Here is a 17,703-nt window from a genome sequence, read left to right on the forward strand (position 1 = left end):
TTGGCAACGCAGATGCCGTGCCGCAGCTGCCGGAGCGGTGCTTAAGCCGCAAGGCGGGAATTGTGCGGTGTTGCCTTAGAGCATGGAAAACAGCAATTTCCATTGCGGCGCACATCCAGCAAATGTGCGTGTGCGGGGCCGAACCGCGGCTTTGCACATACGGCCAATTAGAAGTTTTGTGTAAGGAGCATAAGCACAATGAGAGGCATTTATACCCCTGTAACCGACATTCGGCGCAAGGTATTTACCGAAGTTGCCCGCATGTCCTATGAGAGCAATGAAATGGCAGATTACGCGAAGGAAATCCGGGACCTGCCATTTAAGATCATGCCCGGCGAGGACTCTTCGCTGCGCAGCAGCATCTTCCTGGAGAGAGCGATTGTTTCTGAACGCATCCGTCTGGCTATGGGCCTTTCTCTGCGCCCGGTTACCGAGAGCGTTTCCGCTACCGAAGACCTGGAGCACAGCGTAATTGCTGACAAGTACTATGAGCCGCCGCTGATCAACGTTATCAAGTTTGCCTGTAACAAGTGCCCGGAAAAGATCATAAAGGTTACCAGCATGTGCCAGGGCTGCCTGGCTCACCCCTGCCAGGAGGTCTGCCCCAAAAAGGCAATCAGCTTCCGCAATGGCCGCAGTCACATTGATCAGGATCTCTGCATCAAGTGCGGCCGCTGCGTAACCACCTGCCCGTACAACGCCATCGTCAAGGTGGAGCGCCCCTGCGCCAAGGCTTGCGGCGTTGGTGCTATTCGTTCTGACGAGCATGGCCGCGCAGATATTGATTACAACAAGTGCGTATCCTGCGGTATGTGCCTGGTCAACTGCCCGTTCGGCGCTATCGTGGATAAGGGCCAGATCTTTCAGCTGATCCAGTCCATCAAGCGCGGAGATGAAGTCATCGCCATCGTGGCACCTGCCTTTGTCAACCAGTTCCCCAACATGACCCCCGCCAAACTGCGCGAGGCCATGAAGCGACTGGGCTTTGCCAACACTGCAGAAGTTGCCATCGGTGCTGACCTGTGCACCATTGATGAAGCACATGACTTCCTGGAGGAAGTCCCCTCCAAGCACCCGTTCATGGGAACCTCCTGCTGCCCGGCATGGAGCGTTATGGCCAAGAAGAACTTCCCCAAGTTTGCTGACTGCATCAGCATGGCCATGACCCCCATGGTGCTGACTGCCCGTCTGCTGAAGCAGGATCACCCCGCAGCCCGTATCTGCTTTGTCGGCCCCTGCGCCGCAAAGAAGCTGGAAGCCAGCCGCCACAGTGTGCGCAGCGAGGTTGACTTTGTCCTGACATTTGAAGAACTGATGGGCATGTTTGAAGCCAAGCAGATCAACTTTGATGACCTGCCGGATGACCCGAATGATAACTTCAACAATGCCAGTGCCGACGGCCGCGGCTTTGCCGTCAGCGGCGGTGTTGCACAGGCGGTCGTCAATGTCATCAAGAAGGAAGACCCGACCCGCGAAGTGAAGGTCGTTTCCGCACAGGGCCTGGCAGAATGCAAGAAGATGATGCAGCTGGCTGCTGCCGGCAAGTACAACGGCTATCTGCTGGAAGGTATGGCCTGCCCCGGCGGCTGCATTGCCGGTGCCGGCACTTTGGCTGATCCTGCCCGCAGCGCAATGATGCTGAACAAGTACAAGGCACAGGCAACGATGAAGACCGCTGCCGATACCCCGTACAAGGATACCCTGGATAAGCTGAAGTACTAATTTTTGCGGCGTAGCGGAAGTCGAGCCGATAGGCTGACCCGGTAAGCCAAAACAAAATATAATATAACGTTCCCCGGAACTGGTTTGCTGTTAGGGCAGAATGGTTCCGGGGAATGTTTTTGTTTTTTACATGCAGTTGTTAAAGCACTGCCCTGTGGACGACTTGTCTCTATCCACAAAAAGGAGTGTTAAGGAAAGCAGCAAGCCCGGTAGATCAGTTTTTGGCTGTTTGATAATTTAAGAGAGCTGACCGTCCATTTTCGCATAAAAAAATATAAGGCATAAAAACAGCAAGGCCAGACAGAACATTGGCGTGGCTTTGCTGTTTTATATTATTTGTGATATTTCATGCCATTGTTGATGGTGCAGGCGCGGTAGATCTGTTCCGTCAGTACAAGGCGGGCCAGTTGGTGCGGCATCGTGATGCGTCCCATGGACAGCTTTGCGTTGGCGGCTTTTTTTACAGAATCCGCCAGCCCGTGGGATGAGCCAATTACAAATGCAATATCCCCCGCCCCGCTATTGGCGCGGTCTGCAATCAGTTTTGCTAGCTCTTCACTGGAAAATTGTTTACCTTCCACGCAAAGTGCGGCGAGATATTCCCCTTTGCGCAGGCTGGAAAGAATGGCGGTTGCCTCTTTGTCCAGAGCTTTGCTGATTTGGGCGTCACTGGCGTTTTTATCTGCAATCGCAGCTTCTGGCAGCTCAATAATACGGAAATTGCAGAAAGCGCCAAGACGCTTTTGATATTCGGCAACGCCTGCCGCAAAATAGGGCGCGTTCAGCTTTCCAACACAAATCAAATCAATATTCTGCATGGGGTACCTCAGAACTCTATGTAGGGGCTTACTTCATTGCGGGACTGTGCCTGAATCAGCACATCCCGCCCAGGCTGGATGCCAGCGGCAAGCAAGACATTGTATACTGTGGTTAGTGCCAGCTCTGGCGAATTGTTAGTTTGGCTGAGATGGCACAGCGCAAACTTTTTGCAGCCGTCCTGAATCAGGTCCAGCAGCTCGGCCGCACAGGCGCGGTTGTCCAGGTGGCCGCGGTCGCTGGCAATACGCACTTTGAGATAATAAGGATACGGCCCACCGTGCAGGCTGAACGAGTCGTAGTTGGCTTCCAGCGCAACCAGGCTGCAACCGGCAAGGTTTTCCTGCACGACAGGAGTTAATACACCAAGGTCCGTGGCAAGCGCCATAATGTGGCCGTCCGGCGTTGTGACGCGGTAGCCACAGCACGGTACATCGTGGCTGGTGGGAAAGCTGGAAACACGGAATGTGCCAATATCCTCAGTGCGGCCATCCATGGCAATCGCGTCCAGTGCGGGCGGAATGGTTCCGCGGGAATAAAGCGTATCCAATGTGTCAGCACAGCCATAGACTGGCACCGAATAATGCTTGAAAAAAGTATCCAACCCGCTGACATGGTCTGAGTGTTCGTGCGTAATGAGAATGCCCTCACAGTCGGATACAGCAAGCCCCAGGCTGCGGAGCGCATTCAAGGTTGTACGGCAGCTTTTGCCCATATCGATCAGAAGGTACTTTCTCTCGTGCAAAATCAGGGCGCAGTTGCCGGAGGAACCGGAATACAGTGTGGTAAATAATGCCATAAAGAATGATATCCTTTTGAATTGCGGCTGCACGGGCGCATCAATGCAAAATACAGCCTTTGATGAAACGCTTTTGCCAACGGCCATAAAAAACAGGCCGCATTGCTGCGGCCCGTAAAAGCCAGTGTTACATCGCGCGAGTCATGCGTACAGGGACTTCTACACGGCGGATATCCGCGCCAAGTGCCTGCAGCTTTTCTACAATGTTTTCGTAACCACGCTCAATGTGTGCGGTCTCGTCAATTTCGCTGACACCATCCGCGGCAAGGGCAGCCATGACCATTGCCGCGCCGGCACGCAGATCCAGCGCACGCAGCGGGGCGGGATACAGCTTTTTCACACCCTCAATAACGGCGACCTGGCCATCGACCTGGATGTTAGCACCCATACGGATCAGCTCGTCCACATAGCGGAAGCGGTTTTCCCAGATGCCTTCCGTTACAATGGAAGTGCCATCGGCCAGCGTCAGTAGCACAGTCATCAATGGCTGCATATCCGTCGGAAATCCGGGGTGCGGCATGGTCTTGATTTTAACCGGATGGATGGCACCGTGGCGCACAATGCGCATGGCATCATCGTATTCGGTCACTTCGCAACCAGCGGCGCGGAGCTTTGCGGTAATGGGCTCCATATGTTTAGGAATCACATTGTGCAGGGTCACATCGCCGCCGGTAATAGCTGCACCAACCATATAGCTCCCCGCTTCAATCTGGTCCGGAATGATGGAATAAGAGCAACCATGCAGCTGCTTGACGCCACGAATCTTGATAACATCCGTACCGGCACCGTGCACATCAGCACCCATCATGTTCAGGCAGTTGGCAAGGTCTACAACATGCGGCTCACGGGCAACGTTTTCCAGAATGGTCAGGCCCTCCGCTTTCACAGCGGCCAGCATGGCGTTCATGGTGGCGCCAACGGAAACCGTATCAAAAAAGATATGGCTCCCAGTCAGGTGCTCTGCACGAACACGGATCATGCCGTATTCAACGGAATCATCGGCACCCATAGCGGTAAAGGCTTTCAGGTGCTGGTCAATCGGGCGCGGTCCCAGATTGCAGCCACCGGGCATGGCAACCTGACCGGCACCAAAGCGGCCCAGCAGCGCGCCCAAAAAATAATAACTGGCACGCATCTGGCGGGAAAGCTCGTTCGATACCTCGGTGCAGTTCAAATGGGTCGTATCAATTTCATATGTGCTTTTGCTAATCATGCGGATGCTGGCCCCCAGCTCGCTCAGGATCTGGAGGGAGGCCATAACATCGCTGATACAGGGAAGGTTTTCGATGGTACATTTATCTGCCGCGAGAATGGTGGCCGGCAAAATTGCCACAGCGGCATTCTTGGCGCCGCCGATAACGACATCGCCGTTCAGGGGCTTGCCCCCATGAATCACAAACTTTTCCAAGCAGCTACTCTCCTTTTAGGGTAAAACGTGCGAAACAGCCCACAGTAATCAGGAGCCACCGCACACCTATATCATATTATACACCATCCGGTGTACTTTGAAAAGCGCTGACCCTATTATTTGTAAAAAAATAGATAAATTGTAACCTGAATGAAATCTTTTTGCGCCAAATCTACAGGAAAATACCGGTATAACAGGGATGACTTGCATCATTCCCGCCGCTTAGCGGGAAGCACGCATGCCGCCAAAGTAGGTCTGGGCGCTGAAGCGAGCACCATTATAATACATCTCAAAGTGGCAGTGGTTGCCGGTAGAGTCACCCGTGGAGCCAACCAGGCCGATGACATCGCCCTGGTTCACGGCCTGGCCTGCTGTGCATTTCAGCTGCGACATATGCGCATACAGCGTGCGGTAGCCGTTGCCGTGGTCGATAATAACATAATTGCCATAGCTGTAATGCCAACCGGCAGTAACGACCTTGCCGGAATCCGATGCAATGATGGGGGTACCGTAAGCGGCACAGATATCGGCACCCTTATGGTAAGAGCTCATCCAGCGGCTGACATAGGTATAGTTCGGAACAGGCCATACAAATGTGCCGCTGCCAATGCGGGCAACCATGCCGCTGGCAAGCTTAGTACCTTTAACAATCAGCTGTGTGGTAGGGTTCTGCAAAACTTTATAATTGACAACTTCGCTGGAGCTTTCAACGCCGTCAATATAGGTGGTTTCGCGGGTAATCTCCTCGGTGCCGTCGGCACCTTCCTGCACAACAACCGTCTTGCCGAAATCATATTCGTCCGATTCACTTGTCTGGGTGTCAAACGGGATCGGCTCGGTATAGGTGCTGCGCACGACCTCTTTGATCTGCAGCATATCCGGGTGCGAAACACCAGTCATAACAGCGGTTCCCTCATCCAGAACTTCATCGGTCCCGGTCAGATCGGGGTTTAATGCGGCCAGCGTATCCCAGGATACACCGGTATTATCCACAACTGTCTGAACAGTATCCCCCGCTGCTGCGGTGTAATAGGTGGGGCCGCCGCCCTGGTTCAGGGTACTGATCACATTGTTGTAATCCAAAATGGAAGAAAGCAGATAAATGCCGTCAACCAGCTTGATGTCATGTACAAAGCTGACGCGCTTGTTCTGGTCCATTGCGTTGACGTAAGGCGCTTTAATACTTTCCAGATAGGTGCGCAGATGGTCGCCTTCCGTGGTGACAAAACGCAGGGAATCATCCACATAGACAGCGGTTGCTTCGCCGATCTGGTCACTGGAAGCGCACAGAATGGCGTCCGCAGCTTCGGTTTCCGTCATGGTGCTGCTGCCGGATTCCAGCGTGTAGGTAGGGGTAACATCCCAGCTGTCATCCGAAACCTGTGCGCCGGTGGAAGCCATAACAGCTTCCGCATTGGTGATACGGGAACGCACATCTTCACGGGCGCTTTCAAATACCTGTTCGCTGGCTACCGTGCCGACAGACGTTCCATTAACCTGAACATTCAGAACAAAGTTCTGGTTCAGCCCGCTCTGCACCACATACAAAAAGCCTGCCGCCGCAGCAACCGGCATAATGTAAGAAAGCGCGTTCAGCAGCAGCGGCAAAAATTGCCGTGCGGCATGGGCGAAATAACGGAGTTTTTCCTTGCGGATGGTATGGGCGCTTTCGTCAGAAAGTTCATCCGAAATTGCGCGGAAATGGCGTATGCCGGAGCCAACCACCTGGAACGGCTCGACGATATCCTCGCACAGGGTAATGATGCCGAGAGCAAACGGGCGGATGATTGTGACAAGCAAACGGGCTGCGTTCATGCCAATGGTAGAAGCAACTTTGTAAGTACCGCGCACAGCGCAAACCACGGCATACTCGACCCAAAAGCCGATCATGTACAAGGCATCGCCAATCAGGTTCGCGTGCGGAACACGCGCCAGTACCTGACGGAAGCTGTGATGGCGGCGGGCTTTTTTTGTTCTGCGCCGCCAGGCGTGTACGGTCAGCTTGCAGCGCAGGCCGTCCAACCAGAGGGTAAAACCGCTGTGAGTACGGATAGAAGATACAGGTGCTTTATTTTGTTGTTCAGTTTGATTCTGTTGTTCCAAATGGGTAGGATTTGTGCTCAAAAGGGGCTCCTTTCCGCGCGCAAAGGCGCGTGCATGGGGTTATAGGGTGCAATGTAGGCGGTTTGTGCTACTCAGCGCAGGGCAGCACGGATTGTAACATTGTTTGAATCTCTTCTTTGTCTGGCAGATAGGCTGCGCAGCAGGCGGCCAGAAAATCCTCCGGCAAAGGGCTCTGCACCCGGCGGGGCTCATGGTCCGCGGGGCGGTTGAACCGCAACACTGCGCAATGCAGGGCGTGACGCGCAATGATATCCGTATGGCCGCCGTACAAACTATCCCCCGCCAGTGGGTGGCCGAGCCAGGAAAAGTGAACGCGGATCTGATGGGTACGGCCCGTTACCGGAAAACAGGAAACCAATGCATGGGAAGCGCTGGCGGCCAGCACGGTGTATTCCGTCACGCTGGGCTTGCCGTCTTCCCTTACACAGCGGCCAATGATGGAATCGCCGCGGCGCGCAATCGGGACGTCAATGCGGCCCGACCCAACGGGCAGCGGGCCTTCCACCAGGGCAAGATAACACTTTTGTACAGTCTTGGCGAGTTCCGGCGCGGCAAAGGCATTCTGCGCACACAGCACAAGGCCGCTGGTGTTTTTATCAATGCGGTTGACCGGGCGGAATACGCCATCCTCGCCGCGGCATTTCAGGCGGTACAGCCAGCCGTTCGCAAGGGTCCCGCTGGTATGGTTTAATGTGGGGTGTACCGCAATGCCGGCAGGTTTGTTCAATACAGCCGCAAACTCATCCTCATAGATAACATCAATAGGCAGCGGCTCCGGCTGAACAGCGGTGGGAGGCTCAGGAGGCAGAGCGAACGAAACAATCTGCGCTGTTGCAACGCGGTAATCTGTATGGACGGGGATGACCTCATCCCCCAGCCGCACACAGAAGCCGGTGCCCTGATATTTGACCGCCTTGATGCAGGCGGAGCTGACACCCATGGTGCGCAGAAAAATATTCAGGCGCATGCCATTGCAGGATGTGGGCACGCGGAAATGCAGCATCTGCATCAGTTTGACCTCCGTTCGGAACCGCCGGAGCGGCTCATACGCAATACATTATAACACAAAAAAACAGCAGTTGCAAATGATGCAAAAATATGGTATGATAATACACAAACGAGTGGAACATACGACGGCGGGGCGGCTTGACCGCCCTGAGGAAAGTCCGGGCTTCACAGAGGCATGGCAACTGCTAACGGCAGCCGGGGGTGACCCTAGGGATAGTGCAACAGAAATAGACCGCCGCCCCCAACAGGCGGTAAGGATGGAAAGGCGAGGTAAGAGCTCACCAGCGCACTGGCGACTTTGCGGCTATGTAAACCCTGTCAGAAGCAACAACCGTATGGGACATATGTGGAAGCCTCGCACGTCCCGGAGTTGGCGTGACGGCCCTTTGGGGCCGCGGAGTTTTGCGGCAACGTAAAACCAAGATAGATCGTCGTTTAATACAGAACCCGGCTTACGGTCCAGTCGTTTTTTATAACAAATCAGCCCCGCACGCAGTAAAAATACTGTGCGCGGGGCTTTTTCGTGTTCTGAGCTTAAGGCAACACCGCATAATTCCCGCCTTACGGCTTAAGCACCGCTCCGGCGGCTGCGGCACGGCATCTGCGTTGCAAAAATGCTCGATAATACACAAAGTATTATCTGCGCTTTTGGCTTAGCAGCTGCCGCAACTCGCTCGCCGTATCGGCACTTGGAATTATGCGGTATTGCCTTAAAAAGTAATACTATAACAGGTTTAGCACCATCAATAGAATTACACCCGGCAGCCCTAAGATAACGGCGGTTCCCGCAGTCAGGGCGTTCAGCGGCAGAGCGACGCCCGTTAAAGGGCCAAGCAGTGCCACTGCCCCCAGCCCGGCCAGACCGCATGCTGCCCCACCAAAAATGCCAAGCAGCGGCCAGCGGCGGCAGGCAGCCGCGCGGGCAGTGACCAGCAGACAGAAAATACCCACAGCGATTATAGATGCAGGCATGTGCCACTCCCCCTCAGTTCTCGCAAGATTGCCCGGCAGTGGCACATTAAGGCGGCGTGCTCATAAATGGTGCGTTCGATGGCAAAGTCTTCCTGCGCCTGTTGGAAGGCGGCTTCGTTCTGGCGTAGTTGCTGCAAAGAGAGGTGGAACGCCCTGCGGGTGTTCTCACACCGGATTTGTGCAGCTCTGGCCAGCCTTTTTTGCCTGAACAATGCGGCACCTCCTTACAGCAAAATGCAGATCAGCCCATCGCAACCATCATTGATAATGCGTTCCAGTGTCTGCTGCAGGCGGGTGCGGGCTTCGGCGGGCATATGCATAAGTTTGGCCTGTAAACCCTCATTCACCAGTTCGTTCAGACTTTTGCCAAAAATATTGGTGCTCCACAACTTGCTGGGGTCGCTCTCAAAGTCTTTCAAAAGCCCCTGGATCAGTGTTTCTCCCTGCTCCTCGCTGCCAACGGTTGGCGAAAGCTCGGTGTGGATGGTCGCGCGCATCAGGTGCAGGCTGGGGGCACTGGCGGAAAGCCGTACCCCATACTGCCCGCCCTGGCGGACGATTTCGGGCTCTTCCAGGTGCAGTTCCTCAATACCGGGCATAACAATGCCGTACCCAGTGGCCTGAACCTGCTCCAAGGCGCTTTTGATTTTGTCATACGCCGCTTTGGCTTTAGCCAGCTCCAGCATACAGGGCAAAAGGCTGGCTTCATCTGTGATGGGAAGGTCGGTTTCCTCGCCCAAAATCTTGAAAAAGATATCAGGCTCAATACCAACCCGCAGCTGCACCTGGCCGCAGGCAAGGTCCATGCCGGTTATGGTAACGCCGGTTGTGTTGGCACAGTTCAGCTGGGGCTTGCCGCGGGTCATATCCCCCATTTTGTGCACGCTGCCGGCCAGTTCCAGCAGGGCCTGGTAGACAGAACTTTGCAGCCAGTGCCCCGGTTCCAGCATGGTGACCCAGGACGGCATCGAAACGGCAATTTCCCGCAGTGGGAACTCATAAAGCAGCTTTTGCAGGATATTGTTTAGCTGTTCCGCTGTCAGGTTGACGGCATTGATGGGGCAAACCGGGTGATGATAGACTTCTTCCATCTGGGCAGCAAGCGCATGGGCAGGTTCGCTGTCCGGTTCTGTGCAGTTCAGCAAAATCAGATACGGCTTGCCGATTTCATCCAGTTCGGCAATGATGCGGCGTTCCGCGGGCAGATACTTTTCACGTGGGAGTTCCGCCACACTGCCGTCCGTTGTTACAACAAGACCGATGGTGGCGTGCTCGCGGATGACCCGGCGGGTGCCGGTTTCAGCTGCCTGGTCAAAGGGAACCGCTTGGTCAAACCAAGGGCTTTTGACCAACCGCGGGGCGTTGTTTTCTTCGTGCCCAAGGGCACCATCCACCATATATCCCACGCAGTCGATTAGCCGTGCGCGGAAGCTTCCGCCGGCTTTTAGGTCAATGCTGACCGCTTTTTCCGGGATAAACTTTGGTTCGGTTGTCATGATCGTCCGCCCGGCGGCGGATTGGGGCAGTTCGTCTTTGGCGCGGGCGCGCTGTGCTTCGTTTTTGATGCGGGGCAGCAGCATCAGCTCCGCAAAGCGCTTGATGAAACTGCTTTTGCCGCTGCGCACGGGGCCGACCACGCCGATATAAATATCGCCGCCAGTACGCTGTGCAATGTTCTGATAAATTTGATCCTGTGTCATTGCAGATCCCCTTTCACAAAGCTGCCGGTATCAGCAGGCAGGTTGCGTCAGCAGTAAGCTCCTGGACGCTCTGCCCTTCCGGGATGGTCAGGTGGTTAGCCGTGGCGAGGTCGCTGGCGCGGGCATGGTAACGGCGGGCAATATCAAAAATGGACTCCCCTTTTTGGGCATAGTACAGGTAGAGCGCAGGCCCATCCTTACTGTCAGGGTATTCTTCTCCCGGCGTGGCGGAGAAAACGACCTCGTGCGGAATTCCCTGCAGCAGAATGCCGCTTACCTGTAGTTCCAGCTCGACCCGCGCTTTGCTTCCGGCGCGGCTGCTGGCAATATGCCGTACCGCTGCGTGCAAGTGCGGGATGCTTTGCCCGATAGAACCGTGGAAGGTCTCCGCCAGGGCCCAGGGGAAGATTTTATCATAGCAGGTCAGTTCGCCGCGGTCATCCGCACAAATCAGGTGCGCGGTACCGCGCCCGGCAACTTGGATGACATCACCCTTTTCTGCGGCGGTCAGCTGTGGGGCTCCAATCGTGACAAAACAGCCCAGAATGGAAACATTGGCATCCGGCAGGTCATCTTCGATCATAACCGGGATAGTGGTATCTACACTGGCAAGAGGCATGAACTGGTTGAAAGTCCGCTTTTCAAGCGTCATGTTACAGATCGTGGAATAAGCATCCGAAACCGCCATGTACACTGTCGGGCGCCAGAGTTCAGCGTGCAGCTTCCATGTGATGCTCAAAAGCGGCTCTTCTTCCTGCTTTGTCGCAGTCAGGGTGCAGGCCAATACTTCGCCCCAAAGTACCGCACTGTCGCCTTCTGCGGCGTTGGGCAGGTCAAGCGTCTGGGTGACGGGAACATCTTTGGTTTGAATTGTAAGCTGTTCTGTACCGGCAGCGCGGGAGCAGAGCTGCATGGCAAGGGTTCCGGCTGCATCCAGCTGGCCGGTATGAACGCTGGATGTGCCGGGCAAAAAACTGCCCGTAATGTCCAGAACTGTTTCACCTTCACCGGGCAACGGAAACGGCGTTTCTGCAGTAAAGGTGCGTTCCTCGCACGCAGCGCAGATGATGCCGTTAAGCTGTTGGCTCCACTGCTCAACGCCGCAGCCGGTCAGGTTGGTGATAAACTCTACCGGCTCAACCATGCCAATAGCAGCATTTAAGGTATAAGCGCCGCGGATGTCAATGCGGTGCTCGCTGACAGAGCGGCAGTTGCAGTATTCAAGTTCGCCCCACAGGCGGGCGGCGCCGGGCAGATAATTGCCTTCCGGCAGGTCAATGGTTTTTTCAAAAGCGTATTTCTGCTCAGTGCGGTACAGGCGAGTTCCGGCTTCATCGGACTGATAGTACACAGTGCAGCGCAGGTAGCCGCTGCACTGCCAGCGGCGGTCAGCCACGCTGTTTTGCATGATAACGGGTTCCAACAGGCACTTTACAATTTTGAACACTGCGGGCAGGTAATCCGGAATCAGAATCTCGGTTTCAACAGGCAGCTCCTGCCGGGTTTCCCAGCGGCCAGTATTGGCAAGGGCCTGGCCGGTTTCAATGGTAAGCGGTTGGTTGGCGGCTTTGCTTTGCATGGCGGTATACCCCTTTCCTTGCCCCGATACGGGGAAAGTTTTTGATTGCCTCTTGTGTACTATATGCGCAGGGGTAAAAAAATAGCCCTGTCGGAACCGTACAAACATACGGCCCGGCAGGGCTACAATGGAAAAATTAAACCTTAAATACAGCGCGCAGCAGCCAGCGCAGGGCATGCGGACATTTTACCACAACAATCTGCATGGCATATTCCCCCTTCCAGGTTTGTAAGCCATACTATGCAGCAGGTGCAGGCAATGTTACCCGTCAGCGCGGGTCAAAATCACAAGACCATGGCCGCTTTGGCAGCAAAGTTCAGCTTCAGGTGCGGTAAATTCATTGCTGATGCCAAGGGGGTAATCCGGTGTCAGCGTTGCATCTTTCAATGGATAAAACACGCCGTGAATCGATACACCGCCCAGCGGCCCATCCAGCGGGAACACGGAAAGATACATCCAGTCTTTCTTTTGCAATGTTAGCGGCTTGCCTGGACACAAAATATGCAGCTCGCTGTGCTCGTCTGCAAGGGTGACATCAACGCCGTTGCTTGCCAAGTATAACGCGGTGGATACGTTGGAAAACGTGTGTTCCATCCGCTTGCCGCCAAGGGCACCCAGCATGACGATATGACGGTACCCCCGTTCACACAGCCACTTTGCAGCATAGTGGGTATCAGTATCGTCCTTTACATGAGGCAGAATGATCATATCACCGGTGGTTTCCGGCTTGGGGGCAGAATCAAAATCCCCCACGATCAGATCCGGCTGAATGCCCAGCACAGCCGCATTGCGGTACCCGGCATCACAGGCAACAACGGTATCCCCCGGCTGCAGGTACGCGGACAAAGCGGGCGTAACCGGCATGGCCGAAAGAATAACGGCACGTTTGGTAAGATCCTGCATCAGCGTTCCCACTCCTTTAACTGGCTGGCTTCCTCGTACATGGTCAGGTAGCTCTGATAGCGTGTATCCGAAAGCTTGCCCTCTTCCAAAGCCGCGCGCACCGCACAGTCTTTTTCGCTGCGGTGGGAGCAGCCGGTAAAACGGCATTGCCCAAAATACGGCTCAAATTCCGGGAAAGCATGCTGCAGCTCTTCCGGCGGAATGCGGCAAATCTTGTTGGCATCCAGGCTGGCAAAACCGGGGGTATCGGCAAGCAGACCACCACATACCTCAAAAATCTCCACTTCACGGGTAGTATGACGGCCACGGCCCAATTTTTGGCTGATACCGCCGGTCTGGCGTTCCAGCTGGGGAGCCAGCGCGTTCAACAGTGTAGACTTGCCCACACCGGAGTTGCCGCAGAATGCACACAAGTTTCCTGCAATGCGCGCACGAATTTGATCCAGACCTTCGCCGGTATCGTAATCCAGCCGGATCAAAGGAATCGTGCTATCCGCATAAGCTTTCTCCAAGGCATCCGCGGCGGCAAGGTCGGCTTTTGTGATGACAATAACCGGCTGCACGTCTTTATAAACGGCGGCAGCAGTCAGTTCATCCAGAATCAATGTGCTGGGCACCGGCTGGGTGGTGCTTGCCACAATAAACAGCACATCAAGGTTAGCAACCGGAGGGCGGATAAAAACATTTTTGCGCGGTAGAATTTCGTCAATCGTGGTGCGGTCGGCGCTTAATACAACCTGATCTCCCGCTACCGGCGTAATACCGCGTTTGCGGAAAATGCCGCGGGCGCGGCACTCCACAATGCCGGTTTCGGTTTTAACATAGTAAAAACCGCCAATGCCCTTTGTGATATAATTTGTCATTACCACAGCATTTCACCAGTATCCACGCGGTAAACATGGCCATCGCGCTGTTCTACATCGACCCACCATGTATTACCGTTATCGTCAGTAATTTCCTGAGGCCAACGTGCACCATCACCAGAGGACGGAGAATCCGAGGTGACGGGGTCTTGCACAACTTCCGGCATTGCGGTAGCCACATACAGGCGCACCGTGCTGCGGATGCGTACCTGGGTGCCTGCAGCGGGTTCCTGGTTCAAAATAGTGCCCTCGGCCTCGTTGCTGGGCTGTTCCACAACGCTGACCACCAGGTTCTGGCGCTGCAGGTCGGCGGTGCCTTCGCTGACCTGCAAACCTGTCACGGAGGTAACGGAAACCATGTTGTCTCGCTTGGAGCGCGCAATATACATGTTTACGGTGCTGCCGCCCTCTACCGTTTCGCCGCCGGCGGGTTCGGTATACACAACGGTGCCTGCGGCAACGCTCTCGTCCTCCACATATTTGCTTACAACCTGAAGGCCGCTATCCTGTAAGGTCTTTTTGGCATCATCGCTTACATATGTTTTTACATCCGGCACAGTGACCCACTGGGTGCCAAGGCTTACCTTCAGGGTCACTTTCTGGCCTGCCTTTACAGTGCGGCCCTGCTTAGGGTTTTGCTGAAAAATCGTTCCTTCCGGTGCATCGTTGTATTCGTACACCCACTTGGCGAGCAGGCTGGAATTATAATCCGATGCACGGAACTCATCCTCCGTCATGCCGACAAAATTGATGAGCTGTACGTCAGCATGCTTGGAGAAGAAAGAGTTTGTGGAGTTGGTGAAAATAAGATAGACCAGAATGGCAGCACCGATCACAAAGGCGACCGCCATACCAAAGAAGATGGGCAGCATGCTGAACCCCTTGGCTGCCTTGGCTTTCTGCTTTTTCACGTTTTTGCCTTTCCCACTGTTCATGGTGCCGGCACGGCGTGCCTGGCTGGTGCTGACAGCGGCTTTGCCCGCTGTTTTGGCTGTGCTGCTGCTGACAACACGGTTAATGGTTTTATCCGGGTTGTCCTGCGTGTTATATTCGTATTCAAAGCTGATGCTGGGGTCGCGGCGGAACGCAGCAATGGCATCCAGCATTTCCTGCGCGGATTGGTAACGGTCGGCAGGATCCTTTTCCATGGCCTTCTCGGTGATTTGGCGCAGCCCAACCGGGATATTGGGGGCAACCTCAGCCAGCGGCTTCGGCTTTTCACTGATCTGCATGATGGCGATGGAAACTGCCCCAGTACCATCAAACGGCAGCTTGCCGGACAGCATCTCGTACATCATAACGCCAACAGAATAAATATCAGTGCGGGCATCGGTATGGTCGCCTTTGGCCTGTTCCGGGCTGATGTAATGAACCGAGCCGATGGCCTTGTCGCTGACAGTCTGGCTCTGTGCACGGGAAAAGCGTGCAATGCCAAAGTCCATCATTTTGATGGAGCCATCCGCCTGCAGCATAATATTCTGCGGCTTCACATCGCGGTGAACAATGCCCTTGGAGTGTGCATGATCCAACGCGCTGAGCACCTGTGTGGCAAAGTGGACAACCTCTTTCCAGGTTAGGGCACCGTTGCGTTGCTTCAGGTATTCTTTCAGCGTAATGCCGTCAATATATTCCATCACGATGTACTGCAATTGATCTGTTACAGAAACATCATACACCTTGACAATGTTGGGATGGTTCAAAATCGAGATAGCTTTGGATTCGTTCTTGAAGCGGCGGACCAGCTCTTCGTTATCAAGAAACTCTTCTTTCAGCACCTTGACGGCGATCTGGTTGCCGGTGCGGACATCGCGGCCTTTATAAACATTGGCCATGCCGCCAACGCCGATCAGACTTTCAATCAGATAGCGGCCATCCAGCTTTTTGCCGATCAGATTATCCATTTGTTTCCTCCGTAGTTTCAACGCCCAGCAAAAGGACGGTGATGTTATCCTGCCCGCCGCCTTTCAGGGCACGGTCAACCAGTACCCCCGGCGCGTCAAAAAAGGCGGACTCCTGCAAAAGCAGCGCAAGCTCTGCATCGGGTACCATGTTGGTTAAACCATCGGTACAAAGCAGCAAAAGGTCACCGGGAACCACCTCGCAGCGGTTATATTCCGGCACAATATTGGCCGAAACGCCAAGGGCACGTGTAATCAGATTTTTCTGCGGATGCAGGGCGGCCTGTTCGCGGGTGATCTGCCCGCTGTCCACCAGCTGCTGCACCATGGAATGATCCCGCGTCAGCTGGCGGATTGCTCCGCCATGCCACAGGTACGCGCGGGAATCCCCTGCGTGTACAATATGCGCCAGGTTGCCGCGCTGTAAAGCACATACCCCCGTGGTGCCCATACCGAGCACTTCGGGATCAGAGGTCGCTTTTTCATATACAGCGCGGTTGGCATTATCAAATGCGCGCATCATAAAGGCTTTTTCTTCGCCGTTTTCAATCGTGCGCAGGGAATGGTCAAAATAGCGCAGCATGGTTTGGGTGGCAAGGGTGGAAGCGACCCGCCCGCCGTTGGCTCCGCCCATGCCGTCACAGACAAGGCCCCAGCCAGTACCATCGACCAACTGACGGGCACAATAATTATCCTGGTTTTCCTGGCGGCAGCTGCCAATATCTGTTAGGGCTGCAATTTTCATTGTGCGTTGGTCCTTTCGCTCGGCGTTTGCCGTGTTGCTTGTTCGGCCTGTTTGGCATCTTCGCGCCGGAGCTGGCCGCAGGCAGCACTGATATCGGTACCAAGGCGGCGGCGGATGGTGGCATTTACACCCAAATCTTCCAGCATTTTCTGGAACCGGCGCACATTGGCTTCATCCGTTGCCGAGTAAGGGCTGCCATCGACCGGGTTAATGGGAATCAGGTTGACATGGGCCCCCATGCCACGGATCAGATCGGCCAGTTTTTTTGCCATTTGGGGCGAATCATTGACACCATTGACCATGGAATATTCAAAGCTGATGCGCCGCCCGGTCGTTTTCTGGTAGCGGCGGCAGGCCGGGATCAGCTTTTCCAGCGGGAACGCATCGTTAACCGGCATCATGGAGCTGCGGGTCACATTGTCCGGCGCGTGCAGGGATACTGAAAGGGTCAGCTGCAATTTGCGCTCTGCCAGCTTATCAATTCCCGGCACAAGGCCACAGGTGGAAAGGCTGATGTTGCGCATCCCGATATTGACGCCTTCCGGGCAGGAGATAATGTCCAGAAAGTCCATCACGTTATCAAAATTGTGCAGCGGCTCACCAATGCCCATCAGGACGATATGGGAAACGCGCTCCCCAGTATCCTTTTGCGCGGTATAAATTTCCGCAGCAATCTCGCCGGAGGTCAAGTCCCGCACGCGGCCCGCCTGGGTGGAGGCGCAAAAGCGGCACCCCATAGCGCAGCCCACCTGTGTGGATACACATACAGTGTTGCCGTAATGGTAGCGCATCAAAACCGTTTCAATGCAGTTGCCGTCCGCAAGCTGAAGCAGATATTTGACCGTACCGTCTTTGGACTGCTGGCGGCGGCGGATGGTGGGCACAGCCAGGGTGCAGTTTTGTGCAAATTGGGCAAGCAGGGCTTTGGGTTGATCTGTCATGGCAGAAAAATCCGTAGCCTGCTTTTGGTGGATCCACTTAAAAATCTGCTTGGCGCGGAAAGCTGGCTGGCCGATGGATTTAATGTAATCCGTCAGCTTGGGCAGCGTCAGGTCCGTCAGACATTTTTTTTTGGTTTCTGCCTGGGGTTCGTTCTGTGGCTGCATATGTGCTTGCTGCATGCGGTGCTTTCCCTCCAATTATTATATACCTTTTCTCTAATTTTT

The 17,703-nt window shown here is 54.7% G+C and carries 14 protein-coding genes and 1 other RNA gene; 2 read left to right on the forward strand and 13 right to left on the reverse strand.

The window, feature by feature from the left end; genetic code table 11:
• Nucleotides 1-198 precede the first annotated feature (198 nt).
• Nucleotides 199-1,722 carry a 4Fe-4S dicluster domain-containing protein gene (locus C4885_RS08325; RefSeq protein WP_113999880.1) on the forward strand — a complete coding sequence of 508 codons (1,524 nt, stop codon included), beginning with the start codon at nucleotides 199-201 and terminating at the stop codon, nucleotides 1,720-1,722.
• A 332-nt stretch (nucleotides 1,723-2,054) separates the two neighbouring features.
• Here C4885_RS08325 and rlmH read toward each other — a convergent pair whose 3' ends face one another.
• The 5 genes from rlmH to C4885_RS08350 all read right to left on the reverse strand — a co-directional run bounded on the left by rlmH (nucleotide 2,055) and on the right by C4885_RS08350 (nucleotide 7,878).
• Complete coding sequence (rlmH, locus tag C4885_RS08330) at nucleotides 2,055-2,540, reverse strand: 23S rRNA (pseudouridine(1915)-N(3))-methyltransferase RlmH (RefSeq protein ID WP_113999881.1); 486 nt, start codon at nucleotides 2,538-2,540, stop codon at nucleotides 2,055-2,057.
• An 8-nt stretch (nucleotides 2,541-2,548) separates the two neighbouring features.
• On the reverse strand, nucleotides 2,549-3,337 hold the full coding sequence (locus C4885_RS08335; RefSeq protein WP_113999882.1) for an MBL fold metallo-hydrolase: 789 nt from the start codon (nucleotides 3,335-3,337) through the stop codon (nucleotides 2,549-2,551).
• Nucleotides 3,338-3,464: 127 nt separating this feature from the next.
• Nucleotides 3,465-4,745: a UDP-N-acetylglucosamine 1-carboxyvinyltransferase gene (locus C4885_RS08340; protein WP_113999883.1), complete on the reverse strand. Its 1,281-nt coding sequence runs from the start codon at nucleotides 4,743-4,745 to the stop codon at nucleotides 3,465-3,467.
• A 222-nt stretch (nucleotides 4,746-4,967) separates the two neighbouring features.
• Complete coding sequence (locus C4885_RS08345) at nucleotides 4,968-6,869, reverse strand: LysM peptidoglycan-binding domain-containing M23 family metallopeptidase (RefSeq protein WP_147237801.1); 1,902 nt, start codon at nucleotides 6,867-6,869, stop codon at nucleotides 4,968-4,970.
• A gap of 67 nt (nucleotides 6,870-6,936) precedes the next feature.
• Complete coding sequence (locus tag C4885_RS08350) at nucleotides 6,937-7,878, reverse strand: RluA family pseudouridine synthase (protein ID WP_242979518.1); 942 nt, start codon at nucleotides 7,876-7,878, stop codon at nucleotides 6,937-6,939.
• 109 nt (nucleotides 7,879-7,987) lie between these two features.
• Here C4885_RS08350 and rnpB point away from each other — a divergent pair.
• Nucleotides 7,988-8,347: RNase P RNA component class A (gene rnpB / locus C4885_RS08355), an RNA gene on the forward strand.
• Between the two features lie 253 nt (nucleotides 8,348-8,600).
• Here the strand turns inward: rnpB and C4885_RS08360 are convergent.
• From C4885_RS08360 to rlmN, 8 genes are all read right to left on the reverse strand, one after another.
• A complete protein-coding gene (locus tag C4885_RS08360) occupies nucleotides 8,601-8,849 on the reverse strand; it encodes a pro-sigmaK processing inhibitor BofA family protein (protein ID WP_113999885.1) in 249 nt (82 codons plus the stop codon).
• A gap of 224 nt (nucleotides 8,850-9,073) precedes the next feature.
• Entirely contained in the window at nucleotides 9,074-10,549 is a 1,476-nt protein-coding gene (spoIVA, locus tag C4885_RS08370) for a stage IV sporulation protein A (protein ID WP_113999887.1), read from the reverse strand.
• A 13-nt stretch (nucleotides 10,550-10,562) separates the two neighbouring features.
• Complete coding sequence (locus C4885_RS08375; RefSeq protein WP_113999888.1) at nucleotides 10,563-12,128, reverse strand: LysM domain-containing protein; 1,566 nt, start codon at nucleotides 12,126-12,128, stop codon at nucleotides 10,563-10,565.
• Between the two features lie 261 nt (nucleotides 12,129-12,389).
• On the reverse strand, nucleotides 12,390-13,031 hold the full coding sequence (locus C4885_RS08380; protein WP_113999889.1) for a thiamine diphosphokinase: 642 nt from the start codon (nucleotides 13,029-13,031) through the stop codon (nucleotides 12,390-12,392).
• Nucleotides 13,031-13,894 carry a ribosome small subunit-dependent GTPase A gene (gene rsgA, locus C4885_RS08385; protein ID WP_113999890.1) on the reverse strand — a complete coding sequence of 288 codons (864 nt, stop codon included), beginning with the start codon at nucleotides 13,892-13,894 and terminating at the stop codon, nucleotides 13,031-13,033. Before rsgA ends, C4885_RS08380 begins: the two co-directional genes overlap by 1 nt.
• Nucleotides 13,894-15,795 (reverse strand): Stk1 family PASTA domain-containing Ser/Thr kinase, encoded by a 1,902-nt coding sequence (pknB, locus tag C4885_RS08390; protein ID WP_113999891.1) that lies wholly within the window; start codon nucleotides 15,793-15,795, stop codon nucleotides 13,894-13,896. The genes rsgA and pknB overlap by 1 nt, the downstream gene beginning before the upstream one ends.
• A complete protein-coding gene (locus C4885_RS08395; protein WP_113999892.1) occupies nucleotides 15,788-16,537 on the reverse strand; it encodes a Stp1/IreP family PP2C-type Ser/Thr phosphatase in 750 nt (249 codons plus the stop codon). Before C4885_RS08395 ends, pknB begins: the two co-directional genes overlap by 8 nt.
• On the reverse strand, nucleotides 16,534-17,658 hold the full coding sequence (gene rlmN, locus C4885_RS08400) for a 23S rRNA (adenine(2503)-C(2))-methyltransferase RlmN (protein ID WP_242979519.1): 1,125 nt from the start codon (nucleotides 17,656-17,658) through the stop codon (nucleotides 16,534-16,536). Before rlmN ends, C4885_RS08395 begins: the two co-directional genes overlap by 4 nt.
• Nucleotides 17,659-17,703 lie beyond the last annotated feature (45 nt).

It is taken from the genome of Subdoligranulum sp. APC924/74, from assembly GCF_003324125.1.
Lineage (GTDB): Bacteria > Bacillota > Clostridia > Oscillospirales > Ruminococcaceae > Gemmiger > Gemmiger qucibialis.

What these genes read in the sequence shown, in the direction of transcription:
- C4885_RS08360 (WP_113999885.1), bottom strand. Translation starts at nt 8,849, where the DNA reads ATGCCTGCATCTATAATCGCTGTGGGTATTTTCTGTCTGCTGGTCACT.
- C4885_RS08335 (WP_113999882.1), bottom strand. Translation starts at nt 3,337, where the DNA reads ATGGCATTATTTACCACACTGTATTCCGGTTCCTCCGGCAACTGCGCC.
- C4885_RS08395 (WP_113999892.1), bottom strand. Translation starts at nt 16,537, where the DNA reads ATGAAAATTGCAGCCCTAACAGATATTGGCAGCTGCCGCCAGGAAAAC.
- C4885_RS08380 (WP_113999889.1), bottom strand. Translation starts at nt 13,031, where the DNA reads ATGCAGGATCTTACCAAACGTGCCGTTATTCTTTCGGCCATGCCGGTT.
- rlmH (WP_113999881.1), bottom strand. Translation starts at nt 2,540, where the DNA reads ATGCAGAATATTGATTTGATTTGTGTTGGAAAGCTGAACGCGCCCTAT.
- C4885_RS08325 (WP_113999880.1), top strand. Translation starts at nt 199, where the DNA reads ATGAGAGGCATTTATACCCCTGTAACCGACATTCGGCGCAAGGTATTT.
- rlmN (WP_242979519.1), bottom strand. Translation starts at nt 17,658, where the DNA reads ATGCAGCAAGCACATATGCAGCCACAGAACGAACCCCAGGCAGAAACC.
- rsgA (WP_113999890.1), bottom strand. Translation starts at nt 13,894, where the DNA reads ATGACAAATTATATCACAAAGGGCATTGGCGGTTTTTACTATGTTAAA.
- C4885_RS08375 (WP_113999888.1), bottom strand. Translation starts at nt 12,128, where the DNA reads ATGCAAAGCAAAGCCGCCAACCAACCGCTTACCATTGAAACCGGCCAG.
- pknB (WP_113999891.1), bottom strand. Translation starts at nt 15,795, where the DNA reads ATGGATAATCTGATCGGCAAAAAGCTGGATGGCCGCTATCTGATTGAA.
- C4885_RS08350 (WP_242979518.1), bottom strand. Translation starts at nt 7,878, where the DNA reads ATGCAGATGCTGCATTTCCGCGTGCCCACATCCTGCAATGGCATGCGC.
- spoIVA (WP_113999887.1), bottom strand. Translation starts at nt 10,549, where the DNA reads ATGACACAGGATCAAATTTATCAGAACATTGCACAGCGTACTGGCGGC.